21 protein-coding genes, 1 tRNA gene and 3 pseudogenes are annotated in these 25,849 nt (G+C 70.6%); 13 read left to right on the top strand and 12 right to left on the bottom strand.

The features are described from left to right. The first annotated feature begins 668 nt into the window (after positions 1-668). Both OG446_RS33850 and OG446_RS33845 read left to right on the top strand, forming a co-directional pair. Entirely contained in the window at positions 669-1,049 is a 381-nt protein-coding gene (locus tag OG446_RS33850) for an RNHCP domain-containing protein (RefSeq protein ID WP_328897606.1), read from the top strand. Between the two features lie 18 nt (positions 1,050-1,067). Next, positions 1,068-1,499 carry an RNHCP domain-containing protein gene (locus OG446_RS33845; RefSeq protein WP_328897605.1) on the top strand — a complete coding sequence of 144 codons (432 nt, stop codon included), beginning with the start codon at positions 1,068-1,070 and terminating at the stop codon, positions 1,497-1,499. Between the two features lie 402 nt (positions 1,500-1,901). On the opposite strand, the gene OG446_RS33840 is transcribed toward OG446_RS33845, so the two are convergent. Further along, a complete protein-coding gene (locus tag OG446_RS33840; protein ID WP_328897604.1) occupies positions 1,902-2,729 on the bottom strand; it encodes an alpha/beta fold hydrolase in 828 nt (275 codons plus the stop codon). Between the two features lie 325 nt (positions 2,730-3,054). On the opposite strand from OG446_RS33840, the pseudogene OG446_RS33835 reads away from it, so the two are divergent. From OG446_RS33835 to OG446_RS33830, 3 pseudogenes are all read left to right on the top strand, one after another. Further along, positions 3,055-3,528, top strand: a pseudogene (locus OG446_RS33835) (carbon-nitrogen hydrolase family protein); the annotation flags it as partial. 82 nt (positions 3,529-3,610) lie between these two features. Then, positions 3,611-3,788: pseudogene (locus OG446_RS37250) on the top strand (IS630 family transposase); the annotation flags it as partial. Further along, a pseudogene (locus OG446_RS33830) lies at positions 3,754-3,906 on the top strand (site-specific integrase); the annotation flags it as partial. The pseudogenes OG446_RS37250 and OG446_RS33830, both read left to right, overlap by 35 nt. A 108-nt stretch (positions 3,907-4,014) precedes the next feature. Here the strand turns inward: OG446_RS33830 and OG446_RS33825 are convergent. Then, a tRNA-Pro gene (locus OG446_RS33825) sits at positions 4,015-4,088 on the bottom strand. Between the two features lie 128 nt (positions 4,089-4,216). On the opposite strand from OG446_RS33825, the gene OG446_RS33820 reads away from it, so the two are divergent. After that, positions 4,217-4,918 carry a transketolase gene (locus OG446_RS33820; RefSeq protein WP_328897602.1) on the top strand — a complete coding sequence of 234 codons (702 nt, stop codon included), beginning with the start codon at positions 4,217-4,219 and terminating at the stop codon, positions 4,916-4,918. Positions 4,919-4,975: 57 nt separating this feature from the next. Beyond that, positions 4,976-5,878 carry a transketolase family protein gene (locus OG446_RS33815; protein ID WP_328897601.1) on the top strand — a complete coding sequence of 301 codons (903 nt, stop codon included), beginning with the start codon at positions 4,976-4,978 and terminating at the stop codon, positions 5,876-5,878. A 127-nt stretch (positions 5,879-6,005) separates the two neighbouring features. Here the strand turns inward: OG446_RS33815 and OG446_RS33810 are convergent, their stop codons facing one another. After that, the gene (locus OG446_RS33810) at positions 6,006-6,953 is read right to left on the bottom strand and encodes an NAD-dependent epimerase/dehydratase family protein (RefSeq protein WP_328897600.1); all 948 of its coding nucleotides are present in this window, start codon (positions 6,951-6,953) and stop codon (positions 6,006-6,008) included. A 144-nt stretch (positions 6,954-7,097) separates the two neighbouring features. On the opposite strand from OG446_RS33810, the gene OG446_RS33805 reads away from it, so the two are divergent. Then, the gene (locus OG446_RS33805) at positions 7,098-7,829 is read left to right on the top strand and encodes a TetR/AcrR family transcriptional regulator (RefSeq protein ID WP_328897599.1); all 732 of its coding nucleotides are present in this window, start codon (positions 7,098-7,100) and stop codon (positions 7,827-7,829) included. Between the two features lie 72 nt (positions 7,830-7,901). Here OG446_RS33805 and OG446_RS33800 read toward each other — a convergent pair whose 3' ends face one another. The 5 genes from OG446_RS33800 to OG446_RS33780 form a co-directional block, all read right to left on the bottom strand. Next, on the bottom strand, positions 7,902-10,100 hold the full coding sequence (locus OG446_RS33800; protein ID WP_328897598.1) for a right-handed parallel beta-helix repeat-containing protein: 2,199 nt from the start codon (positions 10,098-10,100) through the stop codon (positions 7,902-7,904). After that, positions 10,097-11,563, bottom strand: coding sequence for a M1 family metallopeptidase (locus tag OG446_RS33795; protein WP_328897597.1), 1,467 nt, complete (start codon positions 11,561-11,563; stop codon positions 10,097-10,099). Before OG446_RS33795 ends, OG446_RS33800 begins: the two co-directional genes overlap by 4 nt. Continuing rightward, positions 11,560-13,233, bottom strand: coding sequence for an extracellular solute-binding protein (locus tag OG446_RS33790; RefSeq protein ID WP_328897596.1), 1,674 nt, complete (start codon positions 13,231-13,233; stop codon positions 11,560-11,562). The genes OG446_RS33795 and OG446_RS33790 overlap by 4 nt, the downstream gene beginning before the upstream one ends. 57 nt (positions 13,234-13,290) lie before the next feature. Continuing rightward, positions 13,291-14,151, bottom strand: a complete 861-nt coding sequence (locus OG446_RS33785) for a carbohydrate ABC transporter permease (RefSeq protein WP_328898499.1) — start codon at positions 14,149-14,151, stop codon at positions 13,291-13,293. Between the two features lie 82 nt (positions 14,152-14,233). Then, positions 14,234-15,256: an ABC transporter permease gene (locus OG446_RS33780; protein WP_328897595.1), complete on the bottom strand. Its 1,023-nt coding sequence runs from the start codon at positions 15,254-15,256 to the stop codon at positions 14,234-14,236. Positions 15,257-15,595: 339 nt separating this feature from the next. Between OG446_RS33780 and OG446_RS33775 the strand changes: the two genes are divergently transcribed. The 5 genes from OG446_RS33775 (at position 15,596) to OG446_RS33755 (ending at position 23,653) form a co-directional block, all read left to right on the top strand. Then, positions 15,596-16,585 (top strand): hydroxyacid dehydrogenase, encoded by a 990-nt coding sequence (locus OG446_RS33775; RefSeq protein ID WP_328897594.1) that lies wholly within the window; start codon positions 15,596-15,598, stop codon positions 16,583-16,585. 62 nt (positions 16,586-16,647) lie between these two features. Beyond that, the gene (locus OG446_RS33770) at positions 16,648-17,742 is read left to right on the top strand and encodes a LacI family DNA-binding transcriptional regulator (RefSeq protein WP_328898498.1); all 1,095 of its coding nucleotides are present in this window, start codon (positions 16,648-16,650) and stop codon (positions 17,740-17,742) included. A 158-nt stretch (positions 17,743-17,900) separates the two neighbouring features. After that, positions 17,901-19,259 (top strand): M60 family metallopeptidase, encoded by a 1,359-nt coding sequence (locus OG446_RS33765; protein WP_328897593.1) that lies wholly within the window; start codon positions 17,901-17,903, stop codon positions 19,257-19,259. Positions 19,260-19,282: 23 nt separating this feature from the next. Beyond that, positions 19,283-21,682, top strand: coding sequence for a polysaccharide lyase 8 family protein (locus OG446_RS33760; RefSeq protein WP_328897592.1), 2,400 nt, complete (start codon positions 19,283-19,285; stop codon positions 21,680-21,682). Positions 21,683-21,715: 33 nt separating this feature from the next. Then, positions 21,716-23,653, top strand: a complete 1,938-nt coding sequence (locus tag OG446_RS33755; RefSeq protein WP_328897591.1) for a DUF2264 domain-containing protein — start codon at positions 21,716-21,718, stop codon at positions 23,651-23,653. A 21-nt stretch (positions 23,654-23,674) separates the two neighbouring features. Here the strand turns inward: OG446_RS33755 and OG446_RS33750 are convergent, their stop codons facing one another. The 4 genes from OG446_RS33750 to OG446_RS33735 form a co-directional block, all read right to left on the bottom strand. Then, the gene (locus OG446_RS33750; RefSeq protein WP_328897590.1) at positions 23,675-24,265 is read right to left on the bottom strand and encodes a GAF domain-containing protein; all 591 of its coding nucleotides are present in this window, start codon (positions 24,263-24,265) and stop codon (positions 23,675-23,677) included. Beyond that, a complete protein-coding gene (locus OG446_RS33745) occupies positions 24,262-24,831 on the bottom strand; it encodes a GTP-binding protein (protein WP_328898497.1) in 570 nt (189 codons plus the stop codon). Before OG446_RS33745 ends, OG446_RS33750 begins: the two co-directional genes overlap by 4 nt. Before the next feature lie 208 nt (positions 24,832-25,039). Further along, the gene (locus OG446_RS33740; RefSeq protein ID WP_148017001.1) at positions 25,040-25,411 is read right to left on the bottom strand and encodes a DUF742 domain-containing protein; all 372 of its coding nucleotides are present in this window, start codon (positions 25,409-25,411) and stop codon (positions 25,040-25,042) included. A 2-nt stretch (positions 25,412-25,413) separates the two neighbouring features. Beyond that, on the bottom strand, positions 25,414-25,848 hold the full coding sequence (locus OG446_RS33735) for a roadblock/LC7 domain-containing protein (protein ID WP_148017000.1): 435 nt from the start codon (positions 25,846-25,848) through the stop codon (positions 25,414-25,416). Position 25,849: the final 1 nt, after the last annotated feature.

Genomic DNA, 25,849 nt, shown 5'->3' with positions numbered 1-25,849 from the left:
TCCCGCGGAGGGAAGGCTGGCAGCGGAAAGGTCAGGCCGAGACCCGAGAGATGCGAACGAGTCGGGCACCGCACACAGCGGTGGTCACCACGACCGTCATCGCGCATCTCCTCCGATCTCCAAATTGAGTGGCTCGGTCGCCACTTCCGCGAAAACCGTAGCATCGTTTGTCAACCTCTGCGTCGGCCCGGGCAATGCCGGGGCTGTCTCATGAGCAGCGCTTCAGCCTTCTGGGACCTTGCGCATGTCGATCCCGACGACTGCCACGATCTCGCGAAGGGACGAGAACTCGGGCAGACATCGCCGGCTTGGGTTCCACACGACGTCTGCGTGCTTCACCGCAGTGGCGGGTCCGATAATCCGTTGACGCCCGCTGATGGGCCATTGCTACTGTCGGGCGTTCCGTCGGAACTACTCGGGCCTGCTGGCCCCGGAAGGGAGTGAGTTTTGTGCCCCGGCCCCTGCCGCGCGCGCCTCGCTGCACGGCTCCAGCCGTCCCGTCCTCCTGACCCGTCCCACGCGGACGGCTACCGGACGCGGCTTTCCGATGCTGTGACCTGCCCACACACCCCGTAGTCCCGCGCGCTGCGGTGTACGGGTCGTCTTTGGCGAGGCCGCTCGGCCTGCTCTTGCTGTCATGACCGACTTCTCAGCAAGGAGCCCTCCGGGTGTCCAGTACCAGCAAAACTCCCTCCACCTCTCCGAACACCGTTCTGGCCGGCACCTTCACCTGTGCCTGGTGCGGCCTGACGGTATCCGCCGCCACCGGCGACGGCACCCAGCGAAACCACTGCCCGTCGTGCCTGCACTCGCAGCACGTTCTCGACCATGTCGAGGGCGGCACCAGCGAATGCCGGGGGCGGATGTCGCCGATCTCCGTCGCCGTGCTGCGTACCGGTGACTGGATGGTCATCCATCGTTGCGTGCGCTGCGACGAGCTGACCTCCAGCCCCATCTGCGCCGACGACAACCAGCTCATCCTGATGCGCATGGCCGTGCGCCCTCTGGCGCAACCACCGTTCCCGCTCGAAGCATTCGGCGACCTGTAAACCGAGAGGGGAAGACCCGTGCCGAGACGAGCGAACAACTCCAGCACACGTACGCGGGGAACACGGCGGCCACAGCGGCGCAAGGACGTCCTGCACCACCAAGGAGGTCACCGGCGACACGACTTCAAGTGCGTGGGCTGCCGACTGATCGTGTCCCTGGACGCGCCGGGCACCACCCACCGAAATCACTGCCCGAACTGCCTGGTCAGCCTGCACGTCGACCGCCGGATCCCGGGTGACCGGGCAGCAGCCTGCCGTGGACGGATGGAAGCGCTGAGCATGTCCGTGCGACCCGACGGTGAGTGGATGATCATTCACCACTGCCAGTCCTGCGGTGAGCTCAGCGCCAACCGGATCGCCGGTGACGACAACGCACTGGCCCTGGTGCGCCTCGCACTGAGACCGCTGCGGGACAGCAGCATCGCCCACCGAACGCTGCTCCAGCTGTGACCTGAGCCGAACGCGCGGCGTGGTGCCGCAGGAAGCGGGGCGAGCGCCGCCCTTTCCGTGCGGCGTTCTGAACCCTGCTCGCGCCGGTGTGGCATCCAGGCCGCACGAAGGGGCGGAGCGTACGAGTGCGGACGTGTTCGTACGCTCCGCCCCTTCTCCGGGTCACGGGGCACCCTTCGTAAGTCGGGGCACCGTCACCCGGCCGAGAGCACGGGAAACGACTCCGTGGGGTACTGCCCCGGCGGCAGCCGGCCCTCGAAGCCCCTCGAAGCGGTGCGTACGGCCGTGGAAGCCTGGGGAGAAGTTGCTCATACCGGTGCGTCCGTCCTTGTGTGCGGTTCGACCGGGGCCCGGTGGCCCGGCCGGGAGCCGGGGGCGCGCCGCCGGGCACGGGGCGGGGTGTCAGCTCTTGAGGAAGTCCAGCAGGTCCTGGTTGAACTTCTCCTTGTCGCCGGGCACCAGGGCGATGCCGTGGGAGCCGCCTTCGTACACCTTGAGCGTGGCGTTCGCGATGAGCTTCGCGGACTTGCGGCCGGTCGCGTCGATCGGGACGATCTGGTCGTCGTCACCGTGCACCACCAGGGTCGGCACGTCGAACTTCTTGAGGTCCTCGTGGAAGTCCGTCGACGCGAAGGCGTCCACACAGTCCACGCCGCCCTCGATGGTCTGGGCCATGGCCATGTACCAGAAGGCGTCCTTGTTGCCCTGGGTGACCTTGTTGCCGTCCCGGTTGGCACCGAAGAAGCCGACCGCGGTGTCCTTCCAGAACTGTGAGCGTTCGGTGAGGATGCCGTCCTTGATGCCGTCGAAGACGGACTGCGGCACGCCCTCGGGGTTGTCGGGCCCCTGGAGCATCAGCGGGGGGACCGCGGAGAGCAGAACGGCGGACTTGATGCGGTCGGTGCCGTGACGGCCGATGTAGCGGGCCAGTTCGCCACCGCCCATCGAGTGTGCCACCAGGGTCACGTCCCGCAGGTCCAGCTGGGTGATCAGGTCGTTGAGGTCGTCCGCGAAGGTGTCGAAGTCGTACCCGTCGTACACCGGCGTGGAGCGGCCGTGCCCCCGGCGGTCGTGCGCGATGCCGCGGAACCCGGCGTCCGCGACCGCCTTCAGCTGGTCCTGCCAGGCGTCGCCGTTGAGCGGCCAGCCGTGGATGAACACCACGGGGCGGCCCCGGCCCCAGTCCTTGTAGAAGATGTCGAGACCGTCACGGGTGGTGATGACCGGCATGTGGATCCCTTTCGTTCCGCGAACAGCCGCCCGCCAGGGAGCGGTCGGGGCGAGGGGTGAAGTCGTCCCAGGCGGCGGGCAGACCTCGGATCGAGAGGGCTAAATCGCGGCACGAACGACCTTTCTCGCTCCCGTCCCATCTTCCATAATCTGGGACTTCTCGCACGTCAGGAGCTTGCGCCCGAGAGTGCTACCTCGGTCTCCGGCTGCCGGTGGGCCGCTGATCACGCCCGCGGACGGAAGCGCGCGCGGGTCCTCTGACCGAGTGCGGCCGGGTGGTGGTCCTCGGCGCAGGGTTCACAGGTGCGGATGGCGAGAGACGGGGATGGATGTGCGGCGGAAGCGCCCGTGCGGGGCGGCCCAATGCGGGTACGCCCGCCACCCGCGTCGGCCGGTGGCCGGATGGCGCTTCATGAAGATCGCAGCAGGTCAGTTCACCTGCGTTCCGGCCGATGTCTCCGCCAACGTGCACACGATGGCCGCCTTGACCGAGAGAGCCAGGGCGAGCGGCGCCGAACTGGTGGTGTTTCCGGAGCCGGCTGTGACCGGATACGAACTCGATGCGGTCCGTGCCGATCCGAGCCTGTGGGCGAGGACCGACGACCCGCGCCTGGACGCGATCCGCGAGAGCGGGATCGCCACCGTCGTCAATTGCGTGGCGGCGACCGAGGGCCCGCTTCCTGCCATCGGGACAAGGGTCTTCGGGGCGCAGGGCGAGCTGCTCACGACCTATCGGAAGCAGCACCTGTCCGAGCACGAGAAGGACGTCTTCACGGCAGGCCGTCGCGATGGGCGGTTCGATTTCGCGGGAGTTCGCTTCGCGCTCGCCACGTTCAACGACAACCACTTCCCCGACCTGACGTCCCGCGGGCCGGCCAACCTCGGTGACGCCGCCACGTGCCAGGATCTGGGGCCGCAGGGGCAGCACTTCGGTCGTCCACGTGCGCGGGCGGGGATCGGGCCCGAGTCTCCATGGAGGGGATGACCTGCTACAAGCCGGGTAAGCGGTTCCGTACGTTCTGCGCGATCCGCGAGTACCGGGGCACTGACTACCACCCAGCGCTACCTGCACCCCGATGTCCACAAGATCACAGCGGCCGGGGCGGCACTCTCGGCCCACTTCACCGCGTTGCGCGCACCGCGCTCGCTACCGAGCCCCCTCGTCATGACCCGCTGACCCGGTCAAGGATGCCGGACCCCGGCTGGTTCCCAACCGGTTCCCAAAAATGATCAAGGGCCGGTTTCGGATTGCTCCGAAACCGGCCCTGACCTCGACTCTTGCAAGTCGGGACGACAGGATTTGAACCTGCGACCCCTTGACCCCCAGTCAAGTGCGCTACCAAGCTGCGCCACGTCCCGCTGACCGTCTGACCTGGGGTTTCCCCCTGGCCGAACGCGCATGAGAACAATACCGCACTTCAACCGGTGGTCACGAACGCCTTTCGCCGCTTGACCTCAACCGCGCTTGATGTTGAACGCTGAGCGGCATGACGAACACGACCGCCGCACCGGCGTCCACTTACACCGACCTGCCCCGCCTGATGAGCCTGATGACGGGCGACGAGAAGCACGGCCCCGCCGCGACCTCGACCCTGGACGCACTGTGGGTGCTGTACGACCGGGTGCTGCGGGTGTCACCGCAGACCGCCGACGCGCCGGACCGCGACCGGTTCCTGCTGTCGAAGGGGCACGGCCCGATGGCGTACTACGCCGTCCTCGCCGCGCACGGGTTCTTCGACGAGGCACTGCTGGCGGGCTTCGGCTCGTACGGCTCGCCGCTCGGTCACCATCCCGACCGGCTGCTGGTGCCCGGCGCCGAGGTCGGCAGCGGCTCACTGGGGCACGGCCTGCCCCTCGCCGTGGGGAGCGTGCTGGGACTGCGGGCCCAGGGGCTCACCGGACCGCGGGTGTGGGTGCTGACCGGCGACGCCGAACTGGACGAGGGCAGCAATCACGAGGCGATCGCCTACGCCGGTCCGGCCGGCCTGGAGCAGCTGCACACCGTGGTGATCGACAACGCGTCGGCAACATACGGACGCCCCGGCGGGATCGCGGAGCGGTTCGCGACCGCGGGCTGGTCGGTCGCGTCGGTGGACGGACGCGACCACGAAGCTCTGTACGCCGCCTTCACCGCGGCGCATCCCGGGCAACCGCGGGCCGTGGTCGCCCGGGTCGCCCCCAAGAACTGAGTCGCGCAGCACACGCAACCGCTCGAAGCCTGCAACGGAAGAAGAGGTACCACCCCCATGGACACGATGCGTGACCGCTTCATCGCCACCACCACACGGCTGCTCGACGAGGATCCCCGTCTGGCACTCGTACTCGCCGAGATCAGCCGCGACGGATTCGGCCGGGCCGAACGGGACCATCCCGACCGGGTCGTGAACGTCGGCATCCGTGAGCAGCTGCTCGTCGGGGCCGGAGCCGGGATGGCGCTCACCGGGATGCGGCCGATCGTGCACACCTTCGCGAGTTTCCTGGTGGAGCGGCCGTTCGAGCAGGTGAAGCTGGACTTCGGGCATCAGGGGGTCGGCGGGGTGCTGGTGAGCGCCGGCGCCTCGTACGACTGGCCGGCCGGCGGGTTCACTCACATGGCCCCGGGAGACGTCGCGCTCATGGACACCCTGGACGGCTGGACGATTCACGTTCCGGGCCATCCCGACGAGGCCGAGACACTGCTGCGGGAGGCAGCCGCCGGGGACGGGCGGGTCTACGTGAGGCTGTCACTGCAGTCCAACGACCGGGCACGCCCGGTGGGCGGGGCGGGCGGGTTCACCACCGTGCGCGAGGGGACGGGCGGGGTGGTGATCGCCGTCGGGCCGATGCTCGACAACGTTCTCGCCGCGACGGAGGGACTCGACGTGACCGTGTTGTACGCGACCACCGTGCGGCCGTTCGACGCCCGCGGACTCCGCCGGGCGGCGGGTGACCGGGCCACCGCCGACGTGGTGATCGTCGAGCCGTATCTGGCGGGTACCTCGACGGGCCCGGCCAACGACGCGCTCGCCGCCCTCCCCCACCGGATCCTGGGGCTCGGCGTGGCCCGCGAGGAGCTGCGGCGGTACGGGCAGATGGACGAGCACCTCGCGGCGCACGGTCTGGACCCGCGCGGCCTGCGGGACCGGATCAGCGGCTTCCTGGGCGGGTGAGGAGGGGGACGCGGGCCGGAACCGGCCCATTGACGCGTGGACCACGCGCGGACCCGCTCGCCCTCGGCAGGCTCCGCTCGGACATCCCGTCGGCGGACAGCGGTCGGGCCGGCGCACCCCTGTACCGTCAGGATGCGGCCAGGAGTTCCCCGTACCACGCAAGCGTCCGGTCGACCGCGGCGTCAAGGGGACGGGGCATCAGTCCGTACGCCTTCTCGATGGCCGAGGAGTCGACGATCTGGGCCTCCGTGTGCTGGTAGAACATCTCCGCGTACTCCGCCATGAACACCTCGTCGAACGGGCCGAACGGACGCGGCTGCGCCACGACGGTCAGGTTCAGGGGGCGCCCGACGCGTTCCTCCACCATGGTCAGGATCTGCCGGGTGGTGAGCGCCGGAGCCGTGGGCAGGTGCCAGACCCGGCCGTCACCGTCCGGGTTCTCGCCCAGCGTCGCAAGACCCGCCGCCACGTCACCGATGTACGTGTAGCTGTGCGGCAGGTCGATGTCACCGAACGCCGGGACCTCTCCCCCGGTCAGCGCGGCCGGGAACACCGCCCCGCCCAGGGTGGAGTGGAGGACCCCCGGCCCCACGAAGTCGGCCGACCGGCCCAGTACGACGCGCAGCCGGCCGTCGGCATGGGCGGCCAGGTAGCGGGCGTCCAGCTCCGCACGCATCCGGCCCTTGCGGGTGGTCGCGTTCCACGGGGTGTCCTCGGTCATCACCGCACCGTGCGTCTCTCCGTACGGATAGAGGGTGTCGAGGACGACGAGGCGAGCGCCGGCCGCCCCGGTGGCTGTCAGGACGGCCTGCTGGATCCGCGGCATGACCTCCACCTGGAGGTGGTAGCCGACGTTCACGCAGTGATACACGACGGCCGCACCCTGTACGGCCGCACGGGCACCCTCCGCAGTAGCCACATCGGCGGCGAACCGGTCGACACCCGTCGGTGCGGCCCCCTCGCCCGACCGGTCGACGAGCCGCACGGGATGCCCGCGACGGGCCAGCTCGGCGGCGAGCGCGGTACCGGCGGGGCCGGCGCCGAGAACCACGTGGAGGTCATGCGTTGCAGTCATGGGGTGCTCCCTGAAATCCGGTCCCGGAGGTGCGCTACCGCCCCTCACTTCTGTTAGAGACAGTAACTCTCGCGATGAGCCATCGCAACCCTGACTGTTAGACTCCGTAACCGAAGTGAGCTTGCCTAGCGAAAGGTGCCAGGAATGGCCGAGGCGCAGCAGGGGCCACGGGCCCGGTACCGGGAGCAGACCCGGGCGGAGATCAAGGAGGCGGCACTGCGGCAGCTCGCCGACGGGGGTGTGGCCGCGCTCGCGCTCACTCGGATCGCGAAGGACATGGGCCTGTCCGGACCGGCGCTCTACCGCTATTTCGCGAACCGGGACGATCTGCTGAACGCCCTGATCAGGGACGCGTACGACGATGCCGCGACGGCGATGGGCGTGGCCGCGGCCCGGTCGGAGGCGGCCGGTCACGGCCCGCGCGAGCGGCTGCGGTCACTGGCCACGGCCTACCGGGCCTGGGCCATCGGCGAACCGCACCGCTATCTGCTGATCCAGGGCTCGCCGGTGCCGGGGTACGTGGCTCCCGCCGACACACTGGAGCGCGCCCGTGCCGTGCTCGGGCCGTTCCTGCCGGTGTTCGCGGGCGGGGTGCCGGGTGCGGGGGTGGCTCCCGTGGTGGCGCAGATGGCCGCCTGGCTGGGGTCGGAGTCGGAGAGTGCCGTGGGCGACTGGGTGGCCGAGTACGCGGCGGACGTCACCGGTGACCCGGCGGCGTCGGCCCGCGCACTGGCCGGCGCGGTGCTCGCGTGGGCGCAGCTGCACGGCTCGGTGGGCCTGGAGGCCGCGGGGCAGTTCGCCGGGATGGGCCACGACGGGGACGTCCTGCTGGCCGCGCAGACCGACATGCTGGCGGACGCGTTCGCCTTGGGGTGAGACCCTCCAGGACGACGCCGGACGCCGGACCGGCCTGAAGGGCCGGTCCGGCGTCCGTGTGCTGTGCCGGGGTCAGGAGTGGATGAGGACCTGGGAGAGGGCCACCCGGCCCGTGCCGGAGGCCACGATCCTCACCGTGCGGGTCCGGCTGTCGAGGTCGATCACGGTGGGGCGGAGCGCCTTGCCGCTGACGTGCACCGTCCCGTCGTCCGTCACGATGTCGAAGTCGGCCGTGGTGGAGGAGGAGTTGTTCCAGACCTCCACCTGCCGCACGTGCCGGACGCTGCCGAGGTCCACCTGCCACCAGGCACCCGCTTCGGCGAGCGTGCGGGTGTCCGTGTTGGTGTCGGCGTCCAGGGCGAGTGCCGCCGTCGCCGTTCCCTCGGTGGAGGACTGGGTGGCCGTGCCGGTGCGCGCGAGGTCGGTGCGCAGCTGCTCGACCGGGCCGCCGCGGGCACCCGCACCGGCGGCGACTGCGACCGCTTCGGCGGGCAGCCGGTCAAGGCCGGTGAGGTTGTCCGTCATGACGGAACCCCGGCCGCCGAGCGCGGGCGCGGCGGTGTCGGTCCAGTTGTTGCGGGCGGTGTTCTCGATGCCGTAACCCGCCCAGTTGGAGACCCACTTGTAGCCGATGCGGGTGATGACGTTCTTCTCGACGGTGATGTGCGAGGACTGCTCGTCGAGGTAGATGCCGTTGCCGTCGCGCTCGGTGTTGCCGTACGCGGAGCGGTTGATGTAATTGCCGCTCAGGACGGTGCCGGGCTGGGCGCCCTGGGTGTAGATGGCGCCGCCGTCGTGCTGCTCCTGGGCGACCTCCATGACGTCGGTGATGCGGTTGTTCGTCACCTTGTTGTCACGCAGTACGGACTTCTGGGCCTCCGGCTGGTTCCAGCCCCAGCCGACGGAGATCCCGGAGTACGGCAGGTGGTCCAGGCTGTTGTGGTCGACCGTCAGCTCCGCCTCGTAACCGGCCCAGATGCCCACCGCGTCGGTGTACTCGACGCCCGTGCGGCTGATGGTGTTGTGGGCGACGGTGTTGCGCTCGCCGGTGAGTTCGGCGCCGGGCATCGGCTCGGTGTCGCCGACGTACACCGCGCCCGAGGACAGGTCGGTGAAGGAGGACCGGGTCACGGAGCTGTCCTTCGTGCCGGCCTCCAGGATCGCGCCGGCCCCGCCGAGGTGGGTGAACCGGGTGCTGTCGATGCTCACCCCCCGGCCTCCGCGGACGGTGACCGCGGCGGCCGGCTTGGTGTAGAAGCGGCCCGCGTGGTCGACGGGTCCGGTGGCTCCGGTCAGGGTGAGACCGGCCTGCATGCCCGCATAGCCCTCGTCGGTGTCGGGCTGTCGGTACGCCGCGTACGCGAAGCCGATCCCGCTGACGGTGACGTCGTGGGCGCCGTCGACGACGAGCAGCTGCTCGGTGGACGGGGTGACGGCCTGCGCGTGGCGCATGTTCTCGCCCTTGCGCGGCAGGTAGGTGACCGTGCGGTCCGTCGAGTTCCACACGAACTCGCCCGGCTGGTCGAGGAGTTCGGGCGCGTTCTCGAAGAAGGCGACACCGCTGTAGCGGGAGGAGTCGACCGCCGTGGTGTCCCAGGAGGGGCCGGTGCGCTTCGTGCCGCTCGCCGAGTTCGTCCAGCAGGGCTGGACGAAGGTCACGACGTCGCCGTTGACGGCGTCGATGCGGCAGTGGTAGTTGCGCCAGCGGACCCGGATGACGGCCTCGGCGTCGGTGGGCCGCTGCCACCGGTCGATTCCGGTGGCGGTGGCGCCCGTCATGCCCTTCTCGGTCGCGTCGCACGTGGCGGCTGCGCAAGCCTCGCCGCGGGCCCGGATCGCACGCTTCCCGCCGATGAAGAGCTGGCGCGGGGTGACGCCGGCAGGGGCGTCGGCGCTCCAGGTGCCGTCGGCGTTATGCCGCCAGCCCGTGATGTCCTGCCCGCCGGACAGGACGGGACGGGCGCCGGGGGCCGCGGCCCAGGAGACGCCCGAGTCGGCGGCGCCGAGCTTCAGGGGTTCGTCGAGCCGGTACGTCCCGTCCTTGAGAAGTACGCGGACATCATGTCCGGTCACCGTGCGGGCCAGATCACGGGCCGCTTCCGGCGTACAGGGGCGGGCAACGGTGCAGGAGGTGCCCCGGCCGTCCGGGGCCGCGAACAGGGTGCGGGTGCCGGGTGCGGCCTGGGCGGCCGGGGCCGCGAGAAGCGCGGTCAGGACGGCGGCGGTGGCGGCAGCGGCTGTTCCTCGTACGACGTTCATGGAGCGGTTCACGCAGAAGCCTTCCAGTCGGGGTGGCCGGGCATGGGAGGGTTGACGGCTCCGAAGAGCCAGTCACGCAGGAACGGGTCGACGGACCGGTCGCCCGTGACGTCGACGGCGTGCCGGATGAAGGCCTCGCTGGTGTAGGTGGAGTCCTTGAAACGCTTCACCCACTCACGCATGACCTGGTCGAACGACGACCGGCCGATCCGCAGGCTCAGGGCGTACAGGACGAGTGCGCCGCCGTCGTAGATGTTCGTGCCGCCGAGCGCCTTGGGCAGTCCGGGCGGTCCGTCGGCGGCGCGGACCGCGTCGAGCTTCTCGTACGTCGCCTTCATCTTGTCGGCGAAGACGGACCAGCCCCGCTCCTCGCCGTACAGGCCCGCGTAGTACACGGCGGGGCCCTCGTTGAGCCAGGCCTGCTGCCAGTCGTTCGGGGTGACGGAGTCGCCGAACCACTGGTGGACGAGCTCGTGGACCATGGTGGTCTCGTAGCCGGGCTGACCGTTGGCGTTGAGCTTGAACCAGTTGGTGGAGAAGAGGGAGAGGGTCTGGTTCTCCAGGGCGTCGGTGTAGCCGTCGTAGATGTGGAGTCCGTAGACGGAGAACGGGTAGCGACCGAACTTCGCCTCCAGCCAGGCGAGATGGTCGGGGGTACGGGCCACGATCGGGGCGTACTTGTCCTCCTGGCCCTGCGGGACGATGTGCCGCAGGGGCAGGCCGCGGTGGCTGCTGCCGTACAGATAGGTGCCCTTGACGACGGCGATCCCGATGAGTTCGGTCGCCATGCGCTCGCGGAGCGCGAAGTGCCAGACGGTGGAGCCGTCGGCGCGCGGGGTCCTGTGGGTCAGCTCGCCGTTGGCGGTGGCGACGAAGCCCTCGGGGGCGCTGATGTGGAAGGTCCACGTCGCCTTGTCGGACGGGGTGTCGTTGCACGGCAGGAAGGTGTCGGCGCGCGAGGACTGGGCGGCCGAGGCGAAGCCGCCGTCGGTGCCGAACTTCCAGCCGGTGAGGCCGAGTCGGGGCGCCTTGCCGTTGCCCCGGTAGCGGATCTCGGTGGTGAACGCCTGCCCGTGGTGGAGGGGGCGGGCGGGTGTCACGGTCAGTTCCTGGCCGCTCTTGCCGGGTGTGAGCGCCCAGGTGGCGGGGCGGCCGGCGACGGTGACGGAGTCGATGGTGTGGCCGTCTGTGTCCAGGTTGAAGGCGGAGAGATCCTGGGTGGCCTTGGCGTTGATCTTCACGGTCGCGGTGAAGTCGTACGTCACCGGGGTGAAGTCGAAGGTCAGGTCGTAGTGGACGACCTGGTAGCCGCCGTTGCCGAGCGTGGGGAAGAGCGGGTCGCCGACGCCGTCGGAGCCGGGCTTCGGGTCGAACCCGTGCGGCCGGGCGGAGGCGGGAGAGCCCAGGGCGGGGACGGCGACGGCCGCGGCGACCGCGGCCCCGCCGAGTGCGAGTACCGAGCGTCGTGTGGTCATTTCTTGCCCTTCTGGAAGGCTTCCTCGAACTCGCCGCGCGCCTGCTCGCCGCCCTTGGCGAGGTAGTCCTTGACCAACTGGTCATAGGCAGACATGGGCTTGCGGCCGGAGATGATGTCCTTCAGCGCGTCCGACTTGAACGTGTAGAGGCTGCCGGAGCCCTTCGAGTCCCAGGTGGGCGAGGAGTACTGGAGCGTCGGGTCCTGCTCCATCATCGGGATCATCCTGGTGAAGGCGTCGTGGACGTGACGGACGCCCTCCTCCGAGTCGGCGCTGAAGACGGCGGGCACGGCGGAGGCCATGAACTTCCAGGGCACGGTGACGTCCTGGGTGCCCTGCTTGGTGAGCGCCGGGTTGCCCTTGGCGTCGCGGGTGAAGTCCTTGCCCTCGACTCCGTAGTTGATGAGGGTGTACTCCTGGCTGCCGAACGGCGAGGCGGCGAAGTCTGCCAGCGCGAGGACCTGCTTCACACGGTCTCCGGACGCCTTCTTGATGTGGGTGTTCTCCAGCTTGACGTTGTCCATCCAGGCGACGGCGTCCTTGCCGACCGGGACGAAGGGGCGGGGGTCGTACTTCTTGTCGATGGCCCCCATGGCCGCGATGTAGCCGACGCCCGGCGCCAGATAGGTGGGCATACCGTCGTAGACGTAGGCGCCCTTGCCGTTCTTGAACATGTCCGTGTACTGGGCCTTCTGTGCCCCGGACATCTGGAGGGTTCCCGGATAGAAGCAGCCCGCCTTGTACAGCAGCCGGGCGGTCTCCACGGCCTTGCGGAACTCCGGCGTCTCCAGGTCGCAGGTGAACTTGCCGGTCTGCGCGTCCAGCCGCCAGTAGTAGGGCGCTCCCGCGGACATCGCGAGCATGGTGGTGGCGCCGGCGATGATCGCGTACTGGTCCTTCTTGGGCCGGGTCAGTTCCTTGCAGACCTCGACGAAGCGGTCGAGTCCGGTGATCTGGTCGAGACTCGTCACGCCGACTTCTTCGAAGAGGTCGTGGCGGTAGACGCCGGCGCCGCCGGTCCCGGTACGCGCGATCGGGATGCCGTAGAGCTTCCCGCCGAAGATGGCGGCCTGCCAGGCGCCCTTCGGGATCGCGGCCAGGTTCGGGTAGTCCTTGATCTTGTCACCCGCGAGGTAAGGCGTGAGGTCGGCACATGTGGCCTGGAGGAAGCCGGACTTGTTGTCGACGCCGCCGACCTCGGGGTACATGAAGAGATCGGGGAGGCTGTCGCTGGCGACCATGGTGGAGAACTTGGTGCCGTAGTCGTCGGCGGGCACGGCGGTGATGTTCACCTCGCCGCCCAGCAGCTTCTCGATCTCCTGCCAGGCGGCGTTCCTGCCCCGCGCGGGCGGCGGCGGGGAGAAGGTCTCCAGCGTGGCGCTGATCGGCTTCGCACCCTTGAGCGGCGTGCCCTTCGTGGCCCGCAGCGGCTGGGCGGGGTAGCTGAAGAAGCCCTGCGGGACACCGGCGGCGGTCCCGGCCAGGTCGGGCTTCAGACCGATGTTGCGGACTGCGGTGTCCGGAAGCAGCGAGGCGCTCTTGGCCTCCGCCTTGGCGGTCGTACCGCCGTCGCCGCAGGCGGCGAGCAGCGGGGCGGCGGCCAGTCCCAGACCGACGCCCGCACCCATGCGGAACAGTGCTCTGCGATTGATGGGGGTGGAGCTCGACACCTGAATCTCCTTGGAAGTGGGAGAGGGGAGGGAAGAAGTGGGGGGCGGTGGCCGCGCTCAGCCCTTGACGGCGCCTGTGAGCACACCCTTGGTGAAGTAGCGCTGGAGGAACGGGTAGACACAGAGGATCGGGACGACGGCGATCACGAGGACCGCCATCTGGACGGCCTGCTGCGGGGCGAGCACCTCGCCGGCCGACGCGGCGTTCAGGCTCTGGCCCTGGAGGACGTAGGTGCGCAGCACCATCGGCAGCGGCCACTTGTCGGTGTCGTTGAGGTACAGGAGCGAGTTGAAGAAGGCGTTCCAGTACGTCACCGCGTAGAAGAGGCTGATCACGGCGAGGACGGCCTTGGACAGCGGCAGGACGATCCGTACCAGGATGCGGAAGTCACCCGCGCCGTCGACCTTCGCCGCGTCGTACAACTCCTCCGGCAGGTTCATGAAGAAGGACCGCAGGACGACCAGGTTGAAGGCGCTGACCAGGGTGGGCATGACGAGCGCCGCGTAGGTGTCGTACAGGCCGAGGCCCTTGACCAGCAGGAAGTTGGGGATGATGCCCGCGTTGAACAGCATGGTGAACAGGGCGGTCATCAGGATGAAGCGGGAGCCGGTGACTTCGCGGCGGGAGAGCCCGTACGCCATGCCGACGGTGACGAGCAGGCTGGCGAGTGTCCCGAACACGGTGATGCCGACGGAGACGAGCAGCGCCCGGGTGACGACACCGCCGGTGAAGATCGTGCGGTAGGCGTCCAGGGTGGGGTGGTCCGGCCACAGGACGAGGCCGGAACTCTTGATGATGTCGGTCTGCGAGGCGAAGCTCGTGCCGATGACGCCGACGAGCGGATAGGCGACGGCCAGGACGACCACCACGACGGCGACCGCCTTGGCGGTCGTGCCCATCCGGGTGGGCCGCTCCATCCACGGCGGCCGGCCGTCGGACCTGCGTACGGGGGCGGGGCGGGGCGCCGGTGCGGTGCTCCGGGTCTTGGCGCGCGTCTTCTCAGCGGTCAGCACCGCGGTACACCCCTTCGTGGCCGAGCCGGTGGGCGAACTTGTTCGCGCCCAGCACGAGTGCGGTGCCGATGACCGCCTTGACGAGTCCGACGGCCGCGGCGACGCCCCAGTCGTTGTCCTTGATGCCGTGGTAGTAGACGTACGTGTCCAGGACCTCACCGGCGTCCGGGCCGACCGCGTCCCGCTGGAGCAGGATCTGCTCGAAGCCGACGGAGAGGATCTGCCCGAGGTTCAGGATCAGCAGCAGGATGAGTACGGGTGCGATGCCGGGCAGCGTCACGTGCCACAGCCGGCGCCGGGGTCCGGCGCCGTCGATGGCGGCGGCCTCGTACTGCTGCCGGTCGATGTTGAGCAGTGCGGCGAGGATGATGATGGTGCCCCAGCCGGCGTCCTTCCAGGCCACCTGGAGGGTCAGCAGCCAGGGGAAGGCGTCGGGGTCGCTCATCATGTCGTAGCGCGGCAGACCCATGCCGCCGAGGACGTCCGGCAGCACGCCGGCGCCACCCAGGATCTGCTGGAAGATCGAGACGATGATGACCCAGCCGATGAAGTGCGGGAGATAGACGACGCTCTGCACGAACCGCCTGATGCGGTCGCTGGCGATGCTGTTGAGGAGCAGGGCCAGCGCGATGGGCACCGGGAAGAAGAACACCAGCTGGACGAGGGCGATCTCCAGCGTGTTGAACGTCGCGCTCCAGAAGGCCGGTTCGGCGAACGCCGCGGAGAAGTTGGCGAAGCCCACCCAGACGCTGTGCATGTATCCGAGGTACGGCTGGTAGTCCTGGAACGCCACCACGTACCCGAGGAGCGGGACGTAGTGGAAGACGACGAAGTAGAGCAGGCCGGGCAGGGTGAGCAGCAACATCACCCGGTCGCGCTTGATCCGCTGCCCGAGCGTCAGCCGGCGTGGGGCGACAAGGGCCCGGTCGGCCGGCGGGACGGGTTCCTCGACCCGCTTCCGCCACTTTCGCCGCTTTTCCCGCGGCAGCGGGGGTGCTGTGTCAGCCATGGTGCGTCCTGTTCGGCTGGGTGGCGCATGGTGAGCCTTCTGCGGCCGCAAGTTAGTAAGCGGTTAACCCAAGCGTCAAGAGATCCAGTCGAACGTCTTTGTTTCGCGATGCCCTCCACAAGGAAGTTCGCCCACCGAAGCCCTGAATACCCTGATAAATAGGGCAGTTGGGTAGCGGAAGAGCTTGACGGTCACCCATCACGCTCCTTAGCGTGCCGGTCATTCCATAGAACGCGATTACTGTCCGGAGGCAGGGTGCGAACCACCGAAGAGGCGCCGGCTCCGTCCGGTACCGATGCTGCGGCCCCGCCCGAAAGGCGCCCGCGCACGGTCCTGGTCATGAGCCCCGGGCTGCTGGACGACGTCTTCCCACCCCCTGTCCGGGCCCGTCTGGAGGAGACCGCGGACCTGATCGACCCGTCGCTGATCAGCGAGTTCGACTCTCCCGACGCCGTGCGGGCGCTGGCCTCGGCGGAAGTGCTGCTCACCGGCTGGGGGTGCCCGCCGGTGGACGCCGGCCTGCTGGAGCGGACACCACGGCTGCGGGCGGTGATCCATGCGGCCGGCACGGTGAAAACGTTTCTGTCACCGGCCGCCTTCGACCGCGGGATCACCGTCTCGTCGGCAGCGACGGCCAACGCGGTCCCGGTGGCGGAGTACACCCTGGCGGCGATCATCATGGGCGCGAAGCGGGTGTTCCCGCTGGCGGGGCTCTACCGCGCCCGCCGCACCCACCGCACCGGCGCCGACCTCGACCGGCAGCACTGGCTCGGTACGCACGGACTGACCGTCGGGGTCGTGGGCGCGTCCCGGATCGGGCGCCGGGTGATCGAGCTGCTGCGGGTGGTGCTGGACGCGGACGTGCTGCTGTACGACCCGTACGTGGGCGCGGCCGAGGCCGAACTCCTCGGGGTGACCCGCACGGACCTGGACACCCTCGTGGCCACCAGCGACGTGGTGAGCGTCCACGCCCCGGACACCCCCGAGACGCGGGGCATCATCGACGCGCGCCGGATCGGCCTGATGCGGCCCGGCACCCTGCTCGTCAACACCGCACGCGGCACCCTGGTGGACACCGAGGCGCTGACCGGGCATCTGGTCAGCGGGCGGCTCGACGCGGTCCTGGACGTCACGGCACCCGAGCCCCTGCCCGCCGGTCATCCCCTGTGGGACCTGCCCAACGTCTTCCTCACCCCGCATCTCGCGGGCGCCCAGGGCAACGAGGTGGGCCGGCTGGGGGCACTCGCCGTCGACGAGCTGACCCGGTACGCGCGGGGGGCGCCCTTCGCCCATCCGGTGCACCGGGCCGACCTGGGGAGGATCGCATGAACACCGTCCCCCGCCAGGCTCTAGGCTCGGCGTCACACAACAGCCACCAGGGGGTGAGCCGGATGCGCCGGCAGAGCACGGCCGCGGACGGACAGCGGCGGGCCACGGTCACCGACGTCGCACGGCGCGCAGGCGTCTCGACGGCCACCGTCTCCCGCGTCCTGAACCGCAACTACCCCGTCGCGGAGGCCACCCGGGAACGGGTCGAGTCGGCCATGCGCGAGCTCGGCTACGTGGTCAACGCGCACGCCCGCGCCCTGGCCGGCGTCTCCAACCGCACCGTCGGCATCATCGTCAACGAGGTCATCGACCCCTTCTACGCCTACATCGCCCGCGGTGTGGAGCGCGAGGCCGCGCTCGGCGGGCGACTCTGCCTGGTCTGCTGCACCCAGGGCGACCCCCAGCGCGAGCTGGCCTTCATCGACCTCATGCACGAGCGCAGGGCGGACGCGGTGGTGGTGGTCGGCGGGTCGATCGCCGACCGCGGCTACACCTCCGAGCTGGCCCGCCGGGCCCGCGAGCTGGACGCGGGCGGCTCCAAGCTGGTGCTGTGCGGCCGGCCGCCCCTGGGCGAGGAGGCTCCCACCGCGGCGGTCGAGTACGACAACGAGGGCGGCGCGTTCGCCATCACCGACCATCTGCTGATGCAGGGCCACGAGCGGATCCTCTACCTCGGCGGACCGCCCAAGCTCTCCACCACCCGTGACCGGCTGGCCGGCCACCGGCGCGCCCTGGAGCTCCGCGGGATCGCCATCGACCCGGAGCTGGCCCAGCCCGGCGCCTTCAGCCGCAACTTCGGCTATCGGCGGATGGCCGAACTACTGCGGGACGGACCGGAGTTCACCGCGGTGTTCGCGGCCAACGACGTGGTCGCCGCAGGTGCCGCCCAGGCGCTGGAGGAGGCCGGGGTCCGGGTGCCCAAGGACATCTCCCTGGTGGGGTACGACGACATCCCCGTCGCCCAGGAACTGCGCCCCCGGCTGACCACCGTCCACGTACCGCTGGAGGAGATGGGCCGCCAGGCCGTGCGGCTCGCGGTCTCGGGCGGGGACGAGGACGACTGGCGGGAGCCCACCACGGGGGCCCTGCGACTCGGCACTCACATCGTGGTACGCGATTCCGTCGCGCCCCGGGCCGGCAGGTCCGGCCGTATGTGACCGGTTACTACCCGCCTGTCCCCAGTCGGCCATAGAAAATCACAGTAACTTCGCGACTCCCCTTGCGGCACGACAGCAACCGCTTACATGCTGACGAGCGCCCCACCTCCGTTCCGCACGCTTCCGCCCCTCATTCGTTTCTGCAGGGAGAGTTCCGCATGCGTAAGTCCAGCCCCTCCAGCCCGGTTTCCCCCGCCGTCGGCCGTCGCGCCGTTCTCGCCGCAGGTGCGGGAGCGGTCGCCGCACTCGGCGCCGGTGCCGTCTCCGCGCAGGCCGCGACCCCACGCCCCGCCGTCCGCCCGGTCTCGCTGACGGTCACCGCCCGTCCGGCCGCCGAGGCCGAGCGCCTGCGCCTGGCACAGGCCCTGCGCGGCTCCGAGTTCCAGCCCACCGGCCTGTACGCCCCCGCAGGTACCCCGCTGTCGCTCACGGTCCAGCCGTACGACGACCTGGTGCCCACGCTGTGGATCGGCGCCTGGGACTACTACGGCGACGTCGCCGAACCGCGCAGCTACCCGCTCGTCTCGGGCACCAACACGGTGACCGACCCGCACGGCGGCCCGGTCTATCTGACGCTCACCGGGCAGGGCGAACGGGCGGGCGTGCTGTTCCGCTCCGGCACCGTGCCCATGCCGGTCTTCACCCTGGGCAGCACCACGGAGTCCGCCTACCAGCACCAGCTCGACACCCTGACCGCCTCGCCGTGGGTGGAGCTGCACGGCCCGAACACCATCATGACGCTGACCCGTGAGGGCGCGCTGCTGTACCGCGGCGAGGACCATGCCGCGCTGCTCCGGCTGGTCGAGACGATCATCGACTCGCACGCCCGGATCAGCGGGCTGGACGGTTCGAAGCCGGTGCACCGGCGCAAGGCGGGCCCGTACCACTTCACCGAGGTCAGCAAGGTGCCCACGGGTGTCGGGGCCTACGCCACACACGGCTACAACGGGTTCCCGAGGGCCTATCTCGACAGGGCCACCACGGTGGAGGGGCTGCGCACGCGCGGCTGGGGGCTCTACCACGAACTCGGCCACCTGCACCAGCAGATGGCGTACAAGCCGGGTGGGCTGACCGAGGTCACGGTGAACATCTACTCGCTGGCCGCCCAGCGCACCCTCGGCCGGCCGTCGAACCTGCTCACGGTCGACCCGAAGACCGGGCTCACCGTCTTCCAGACCTCGCGCGCGAAGTTCGGCACGGACGGTCTGACGTACGAGAAGTCCTTCGGCTCGTACGAGAAGCTGGTGCCGCTGCGTCAGCTGGAGCTCGCGTACGGGGACGACTTCTGGCCCCGGATGCACAAGCTGGTGCGCGAGGAGAATCCGCAGTCCGACTACACGGAGAACGACAAGCGGTACCGGGCACTGGCCACCTACTCCAGCCGCATCGCGGGGTATGACCTCACGGACTTCTTCGTGAACACCTGGGCGTTCCCCATCGATGCCACCGGCAAGGCCGAACTGGCGGCGCTCAACCTGCCGAAGCCGCCGGTCGACCCGAGCACCCTCAGCGACTGACCGAGCAGGAAGAGGGAGTCACCATGCAGTGGAGCAGAAGGGCCCTCCTGGCGGCGGGCGGCGCCGCCGCCTCCGGAGTCCTGATCGCGGGCCCAACCCGGGCTACGGCCTCCGAAGGTGCGGCGCTCGGCGCCGAGAAGGATTTCGACGGGCTGCTCGCCCGCGCCGAACTCCTCATGACCGGCGGCGGGTTCGACCCGTCGGACCCCGACTTCGCCGCCGGTGTCGCATCCCTGGACGGCACGGCGAACGGGCTCTGGGACAGCCTGGACCGCACCGCCGGCCGCACCGCACTGTGGTCCGATCTCGCCCCCGTCACCGCTCCGGGCAACTTCGGGCAGAGCTATACCCGGCTGCGCACCCTCGCCACTGCATGGGCGACCCCCGGCACCTCGCTGTCGGGCAGTGCGGAGGCGGCGGACGCCCTCGTCTCCGCACTGCGGTTCGTCCACGACACCGCCTACCACCCCACCGCCCGGGAGAGCGGCAACTGGTGGTTCTGGGAGATCGGTGCGCCGCGCGCCCTGATGGACACCTGTGTCCTGCTGCGCGGGCGGCTGCCGGCCGCCGATCTCGCGGACTATCTGGCGGTCGTGGACCGCTTCTGCCCGGACGCGGACCGCCGTACCAACTCCCCCGCCCTGGCCGAGACCTGCGCCAACCGCACCGACAAGGCCGTGATCGTCGCGCTGCGCGGGCTGCTCGGCAGGAGCACCGACAAGCTGTCGTCCGCCCGCGACGCGCTCTCCGACGTACGCGACTCCGGACGCAACAGCCTGTTCCGATATACGAGTTCGGGTGACGGGTTCTACGAGGACGGCTCGTTCGTCCAGCACGGCGTGGTCGCGTACACCGGCTCGTACGGCACCGTGCTGCTCGGCGGCGCCGCCCATCTGCTGTCCCTCCTCGCCGGCTCGCCGTGGGCGGTCGCCGACCCGAAGGTCTCGGTGATGTACGACGCCGTGGAGCGGAGCTTCGCCCCGGTGATCTTCGACGGGCTGATGATGGACGCGGTACGCGGACGCGCCGTGTCCCGGGAGCGTGCCGGCGACCACCGGGACGGGGCGACGGCCGTCGCGGCGATCCTGCTCCTGGCATCGGGTGCCCCGGCGGACCGGGCGGACCGGTGGCGGGCACTGGCCAAGGGCTGGCTGACCCGCAACCGCACCACCCCCTTCGCCGCCCTCGCCACGCTCCCCCAACTCGCCCTGGCCAAAGCCGTACTGGACGATCCGGCGATCCCGGCCGGCGCTCGCACGACGGGCAGCTTCGTCTTCGCCGACATGGACCGGGTGGTGCACCGCCGCCCCGGCTGGGCGTTCGCCCTGTCGCTCTCCTCCCGGCGCATCTCCGCGTACGAGGCGGGCAACGGCGAGAACCTCCACGGCTGGTACACCGGCGACGGCATGACCTACCTGTACGACGGTGAGGACCTCGGGCAGTTCAACGACGGCTTCTGGCCGACCGTCGACCCGTACCGTCTCCCCGGCACCACGGTCGACACACGGCAGCGCGCCGATCTCGGCACGGGCGGCGGGACCTCCACCTACCGGCCGGCGAACGCCGTCGCGGGCGGTGCGGTGCTGGACGGCCGGCACACGGTCGCCGCGATGGAGCTGGTGGGTGCCGGGGGCAGCACCCTGCGGGCCAGGAAGTCGTGGTTCCTCCTCGACAACGCGGTGGTAGCGCTCGGGGCCGGCATCACGGCGAGCGACGGCCGGACGGTCGAGACGGTCGTGGAGAACCGCAGCCTCGGTGCGAAGGGTCGCAACCGGCTGCTGGTGGACGGGGTGGAGCAGGGCGGAAGCGGCGCTGTCTCCCGGGCGGACTGGGCGCATCTCGACGGTACCGGCGGCTATGTCTTCCCCGGCGCGACCGCTCTGAACGTCCTGCGCGAGGAGCGCGCCGGCACCTGGCGGTCGATCAACACCGGTGCGGACACCGGGGGAAGCACCGACTCCGTGGCGCGTCGCTACGCCACGCTGTGGCTGGACCACGGGGTCTCCCCCACCGACGCGGGCTATGCCTATGTGCTGCTGCCCGGCGCGTCGGCGGCGGCCACCGCGGTGTGGTCGCGCTCGCGGCCGGTGCGGATCGTGGCGAACGACACCACCGCGCAGGCCGTGGAGGACCGCAGGTCCGGGCTGACCGCGGTGCACTTCTGGGGCGCCGGTTCGGCGGCCGGGATCACCGCGTCCGGTCCGGTGACGCTCCTCGTACGGCGGCGGGGCGCGTACCTGTCCGTAGCCGTCGCCGACCCGGGCCGGACCGGGACGGTGGTCTCGGTCGAACTCCCCTTCCGTGTCCGGTCGGTCGCCGCGGCCGACGACACCGTGACCGTCACCCCGGGGGCCCGGCCGGTCCTCACCGTCGCCGTCGGCGGTTCCCGGGGCCATACCCACTGCGCCGAACTCGTCCGGTAACCACCCCCACCGATTCCTGGGAGCAGCACCACCATGTCCGTCGCCCCGCACCTGCGTCTGCCGCCCACCGACCGAGTCCTGTCGTCACGCACCGGATGGACCCGGGCGCACTGGGAGGCGACCGCCGACCGGATGCTGGACGCGCTGACGCCGTACGCGACCCCGGGTTTCGCCCAGTACCGGCTGCCGGGCCGCGGCAGCTGGTCCGGGGTCGTGTCCGACGGGCTGGAGGGGTTCGCCCGGTCGTTCCTGCTCGCCGCCTGCCGGATCGCGGGCGCGGGCGGGGCGGTCGACCCCGCCCTGACGGAGCGGTACGCGGCCGGTCTGGCGGCGGGCACGGACGCGGCGAGCGGGGAGGCGTGGCCGCGGCTGACGAACTGCTCGCAGCAGATGGTGGAGGCGGCCTCGATCGCGGTCGCGTTGCACGAGACCCGGCCGTGGATCTGGGACCGGCTGGACGCGAGGGTTCAGGAGCGGGTCGTCGACTGGTTCTCCGGGTTCGTCGGCGGCCGCACCTGGGACAACAACTGGCGGCTCTTCCAGGTGGTGTCCGAGCAGTTCCTCGCCTCGGTGGGCGCCCCGTACAGCGCCTCGGACATCGAGGAGGGGCTGGACAGGATCGAGGACTGGTACGTAGGTGACGGCTGGTACACCGACGGGGACGGCCGCAACTTCGATTACTACATCGGCTGGGCGATGCATCTGTACCCGCTGCTGTGGGCACGGATCGCCGGCCCGGGTGGCGACGGCGGCCGGGCCGAGGTCTACCGGCAGCGCCTGAGCAGGTTCCTGGAGGACTACCCGCACTTCTTCGGGGCCGACGGCGCCCCGGTGCACCAGGGCCGCTCCCTCACCTACCGGTTCGCCGCGCTCGCTCCCGTGTGGATGGGCGCGCTGGCCGACTGCACACCGCTCGCCCCCGGCCTGACCCGCCGCCTCGCCTCCGGCACCCTGCGGCATTTCGCCGAGCGCGGGGTGCCGGACGAACGGGGGCTGCTGACGCTGGGCTGGTACGACACCTTCCTGCCGTCCACCCAGCCCTACTCCGGGCCCGCTTCCCCCTACTGGGCGAGCAAGGGCTTCCTCGGCCTGCTGCTTCCCCCCGACCACGAGGTGTGGACCGCGCGCGAACTCCCGCTGCCCGTCGAGGAGTCCGACACGTACACCGCGCTGCCCGCCCCCGGCTGGCTGCTGCACGGCACCCGGCACGACGGCATCGTCCGCCTCGTCAACCACGGCAGCGACCACAACCCGCCCGCCCCGGACCCCGCGGGGACCGAAGCCGGCGCGGACCCGGACCCGGGGGCCGGTGAGGACGATCCGCACTACGCGAAGCTCGCCTACTCGACGGCGACGGCCCCCGAGTCCGCCCCGCACGCCCTGGCCCGCGATATCGACGGCCATCTGGCACTGCTCGCCCCGGACGGCACCCCGTCCCGGCGCCGCCGGATCCATCCACTGCGCTGCGAGGACCGCGTCGCGTCCTCCTGGTCGGCGGCGCGGCTGCCCGGTGACGAGCGCGCCTACCGCATCGAGACGACGAGTGTGCTGCACGGCCCGTGGGAGATCCGGGTGCACCGGGTCGAGGCACCCGGCGGCGCGGTGGTCCGCGAGGGCGGCCACGCGGTCGCGGACACGCAGGCCCCGTTCGCCTCGTCGGCGCCCGACTGGGCGCTCGCTCGCACGGCCGACGGGCTGAGCAGCGCACTGGTCGCGCTGTACGGATGGGACGGGGGTGTGGACGGCGCCGCCGTGGCACGCGATGTCGGGTCCAATGCGTACGGCCCGCACTCGGCGGTGCCGTATCTGCGCAGCGCACCGCATGCGGGCGGCCGCAGCGTGCACGTCTCGCTCGTCGTGCTGTCCCGCGACGGCATCCACCCGGAGGCGTTGCGCACGGCCGTGCGGGTGCGGGTGGACGGTGACACGGTCGTGCTCACCTTCCTGGACGGCCGCACGGTGGAGGCCTGACGGCGGGGTCCGGCGCGGGGCTCAGATGCCGAGGATGTTCTCCTCCCGCTGGTCGATGTGCCCGACGAGCTCCTGCGCCAGTGACTTGATCGTGTCGAGCCCCGCCCGTCCCCACGGGCGGGGCACGATGTCGACGGCGCAGACGGCCCCCAGGGCGATGCCGGTCCGGTCGATGAGCGGCGCCCCCAGGTAGGAGCGGATGCCTATGTCGTCGACGACCGGGTTCCCGGCGAACCGCGGGTAGTCGCACACGTCCTCCAGGACCAGTGCCTTGCGCCGGACGACGACATGCGGGCAGAAGCCGTGGTCGAGGGCCACATAGCGCCCCCGGCGGCCGCTGCCCGCCGCCGCGGCCCCCAGGTCGGAGCCTTTCCAGGTACCCGCCGGGGTGTGCAGTCCGGCGAAGAACTGGCGGTTGCCGTCGATGAAGTTGACCATCGAGTAGGGCACCTCGGTCACTTCGGCCACCCGGTCGGCGAAGGCGTCGAAGTTGTCGAACGAGGCGTCGGGCCGCTCCCCCAGGCCGAGGCTCCGCAGCCGCTGGGTCCGGACGTCGGTGTCGCTGTCGACGGGCGTCAGCAGCAGCCGTCCGAGGGCGTGCGGGGTCGTCACGGATGGACTCCGTAGCTTCCGTGGGCGGTCAGCGGGGCGGGTTCGGCGGTGGCGTTGATGAGGTGCTGGACCAGGGTGACCAGCGCACCGGTGCCCGAACTCGCGATGCGGGCGTCACAGAGGACGACCGGGACCGCGGGTGCAAGGTCGAGGGCCGCCCGGACCTCGTCGGGGCCGTAGCGGAACGCGCCGTCGAACTCGTTGACCGCGACGATGAAGCCGATTCCTCGCCGCTCGAAGAAGTCGACGGCCGCGAAGCACTCCTCCAGTCTGCGGGTGTCGGCGATCACGACCGCTCCGAGCGCACCCTGGGAGAGTTCGTCCCACATGAACCAGAAGCGCTCCTGTCCCGGTGTGCCGAACAGATAGAGCACATGCTGCTCGTCCAGCGTGATGCGGCCGAAGTCCATCGCCACGGTGGTGGAGGTCTTGGACTCGATGCCTTCGAGGCTGTCCGTCGCCGCGCTGACCTGGGTCAGCAGCTCCTCCGTGCTCAGGGGCGCGATCTCGCTGACCGCGCCGACGAACGTCGTCTTGCCGACGCCGAAACCTCCGGCCACCAGCACCTTGAGCGCGACGGGGAAGCCCTCGGGGCTGCCGGGGGCCTCCTCGTAACCGGCCGTGCGGGTGCCGTCCTCGTACCCGGAAGGGGCGGATCCGTCCTCGTACCCGGTGTGGCCCGGCGGAGCCGCGTAGCCGCCGCCCGGGGCGTCCGCGTAGCCGACGTGTCCGGGGCTCGCGGTCCCCGCGTACGGGGCGGAGCCGTCGAAGCCGTCAGAGCTGTCGTCGTAAGCCATCGAGCACTGCCTCCAGCAGGGATCGGTCGGTGGGCATGTCATGGAAGGCGGGCGGGTGTGCGGTGACCGCGCCGCAGTCGACCAGGTCCGAGAGCAGGACCTTGGTGACGACGGCGGGCAGCCGCAGATGCGCGGCGATCTCGGCCACCGAGGTGGGACCGCCGCACAGCCCGAGCGCCACGGAGTGCTCGGGGCCCAGGTGCGTCTGCGGAACCGTACCGGTGGCCATCACCAGGGAGAGCAGGTCGAGCACGGTCGTGGGACGGGTGCGGCCGTTGCTCACGGTGTAGGGGCGGATGAGGCGGCCTGCCGCATCGTCGAGCAACGGCCCGTCCTGCGTGGCCGGCACGGTCATAGTCCCGAGGCGCCCGGCACCCCGGCCGCTTGTCTCGTCGGCGTCATGAGATAGGGCCGGACGCTCTTGACCAGCATCGTCATCTCGTAGCCGAGCACGGCGGCGTCGGCGTTCCGCCCGGCGAGCACGGCCAGACAGGTGCCGGAGCCGGCGGTGGCGACGAAGAGGAGCGTCGAGTCGAGCTCCACCACCACTTGGCGGACCTCTCCGTTGTCCCCGAAACGGGCCCCGGCACTGCGGCCGAGCGAGTACAGGCCGGCGGCCAGCGCGGCCATGTGGTCGGCGCTGTCGGCGTCCATGCCGTGGAGGGATTTCACCAGCCCGTCGGCGGAGAGCAGGACCGCGCTGCGCGTGTACGGCACGCGCTGTACCAGCCCGCTCAGCAGCCAGTCGAGGTCCGAGACCTGACCGGACGGCATATCGGTCGCCATG

Origin of the sequence: Streptomyces sp. NBC_00236, from assembly GCF_036195045.1 — a bacterium.
GTDB lineage: Bacteria > Actinomycetota > Actinomycetes > Streptomycetales > Streptomycetaceae > Streptomyces.
This window is presented reverse-complemented; position numbering and strand designations above follow the sequence as displayed.

What these genes read in the sequence shown, in the direction of transcription:
- OG446_RS33810 (WP_328897600.1), bottom strand. Translation starts at nt 6,953, where the DNA reads ATGACTGCAACGCATGACCTCCACGTGGTTCTCGGCGCCGGCCCCGCC.
- OG446_RS33755 (WP_328897591.1), top strand. Translation starts at nt 21,716, where the DNA reads ATGTCCGTCGCCCCGCACCTGCGTCTGCCGCCCACCGACCGAGTCCTG.
- OG446_RS33840 (WP_328897604.1), bottom strand. Translation starts at nt 2,729, where the DNA reads ATGCCGGTCATCACCACCCGTGACGGTCTCGACATCTTCTACAAGGAC.
- OG446_RS33775 (WP_328897594.1), top strand. Translation starts at nt 15,596, where the DNA reads ATGAGCCCCGGGCTGCTGGACGACGTCTTCCCACCCCCTGTCCGGGCC.
- OG446_RS33760 (WP_328897592.1), top strand. Translation starts at nt 19,283, where the DNA reads ATGCAGTGGAGCAGAAGGGCCCTCCTGGCGGCGGGCGGCGCCGCCGCC.
- OG446_RS33805 (WP_328897599.1), top strand. Translation starts at nt 7,098, where the DNA reads ATGGCCGAGGCGCAGCAGGGGCCACGGGCCCGGTACCGGGAGCAGACC.
- OG446_RS33785 (WP_328898499.1), bottom strand. Translation starts at nt 14,151, where the DNA reads ATGGAGCGGCCCACCCGGATGGGCACGACCGCCAAGGCGGTCGCCGTC.
- OG446_RS33780 (WP_328897595.1), bottom strand. Translation starts at nt 15,256, where the DNA reads ATGGCTGACACAGCACCCCCGCTGCCGCGGGAAAAGCGGCGAAAGTGG.
- OG446_RS33735 (WP_148017000.1), bottom strand. Translation starts at nt 25,848, where the DNA reads ATGGCGACCGATATGCCGTCCGGTCAGGTCTCGGACCTCGACTGGCTG.
- OG446_RS33795 (WP_328897597.1), bottom strand. Translation starts at nt 11,563, where the DNA reads ATGACCACACGACGCTCGGTACTCGCACTCGGCGGGGCCGCGGTCGCC.
- OG446_RS33765 (WP_328897593.1), top strand. Translation starts at nt 17,901, where the DNA reads ATGCGTAAGTCCAGCCCCTCCAGCCCGGTTTCCCCCGCCGTCGGCCGT.
- OG446_RS33815 (WP_328897601.1), top strand. Translation starts at nt 4,976, where the DNA reads ATGGACACGATGCGTGACCGCTTCATCGCCACCACCACACGGCTGCTC.
- OG446_RS33770 (WP_328898498.1), top strand. Translation starts at nt 16,648, where the DNA reads ATGCGCCGGCAGAGCACGGCCGCGGACGGACAGCGGCGGGCCACGGTC.
- OG446_RS33820 (WP_328897602.1), top strand. Translation starts at nt 4,217, where the DNA reads ATGACGAACACGACCGCCGCACCGGCGTCCACTTACACCGACCTGCCC.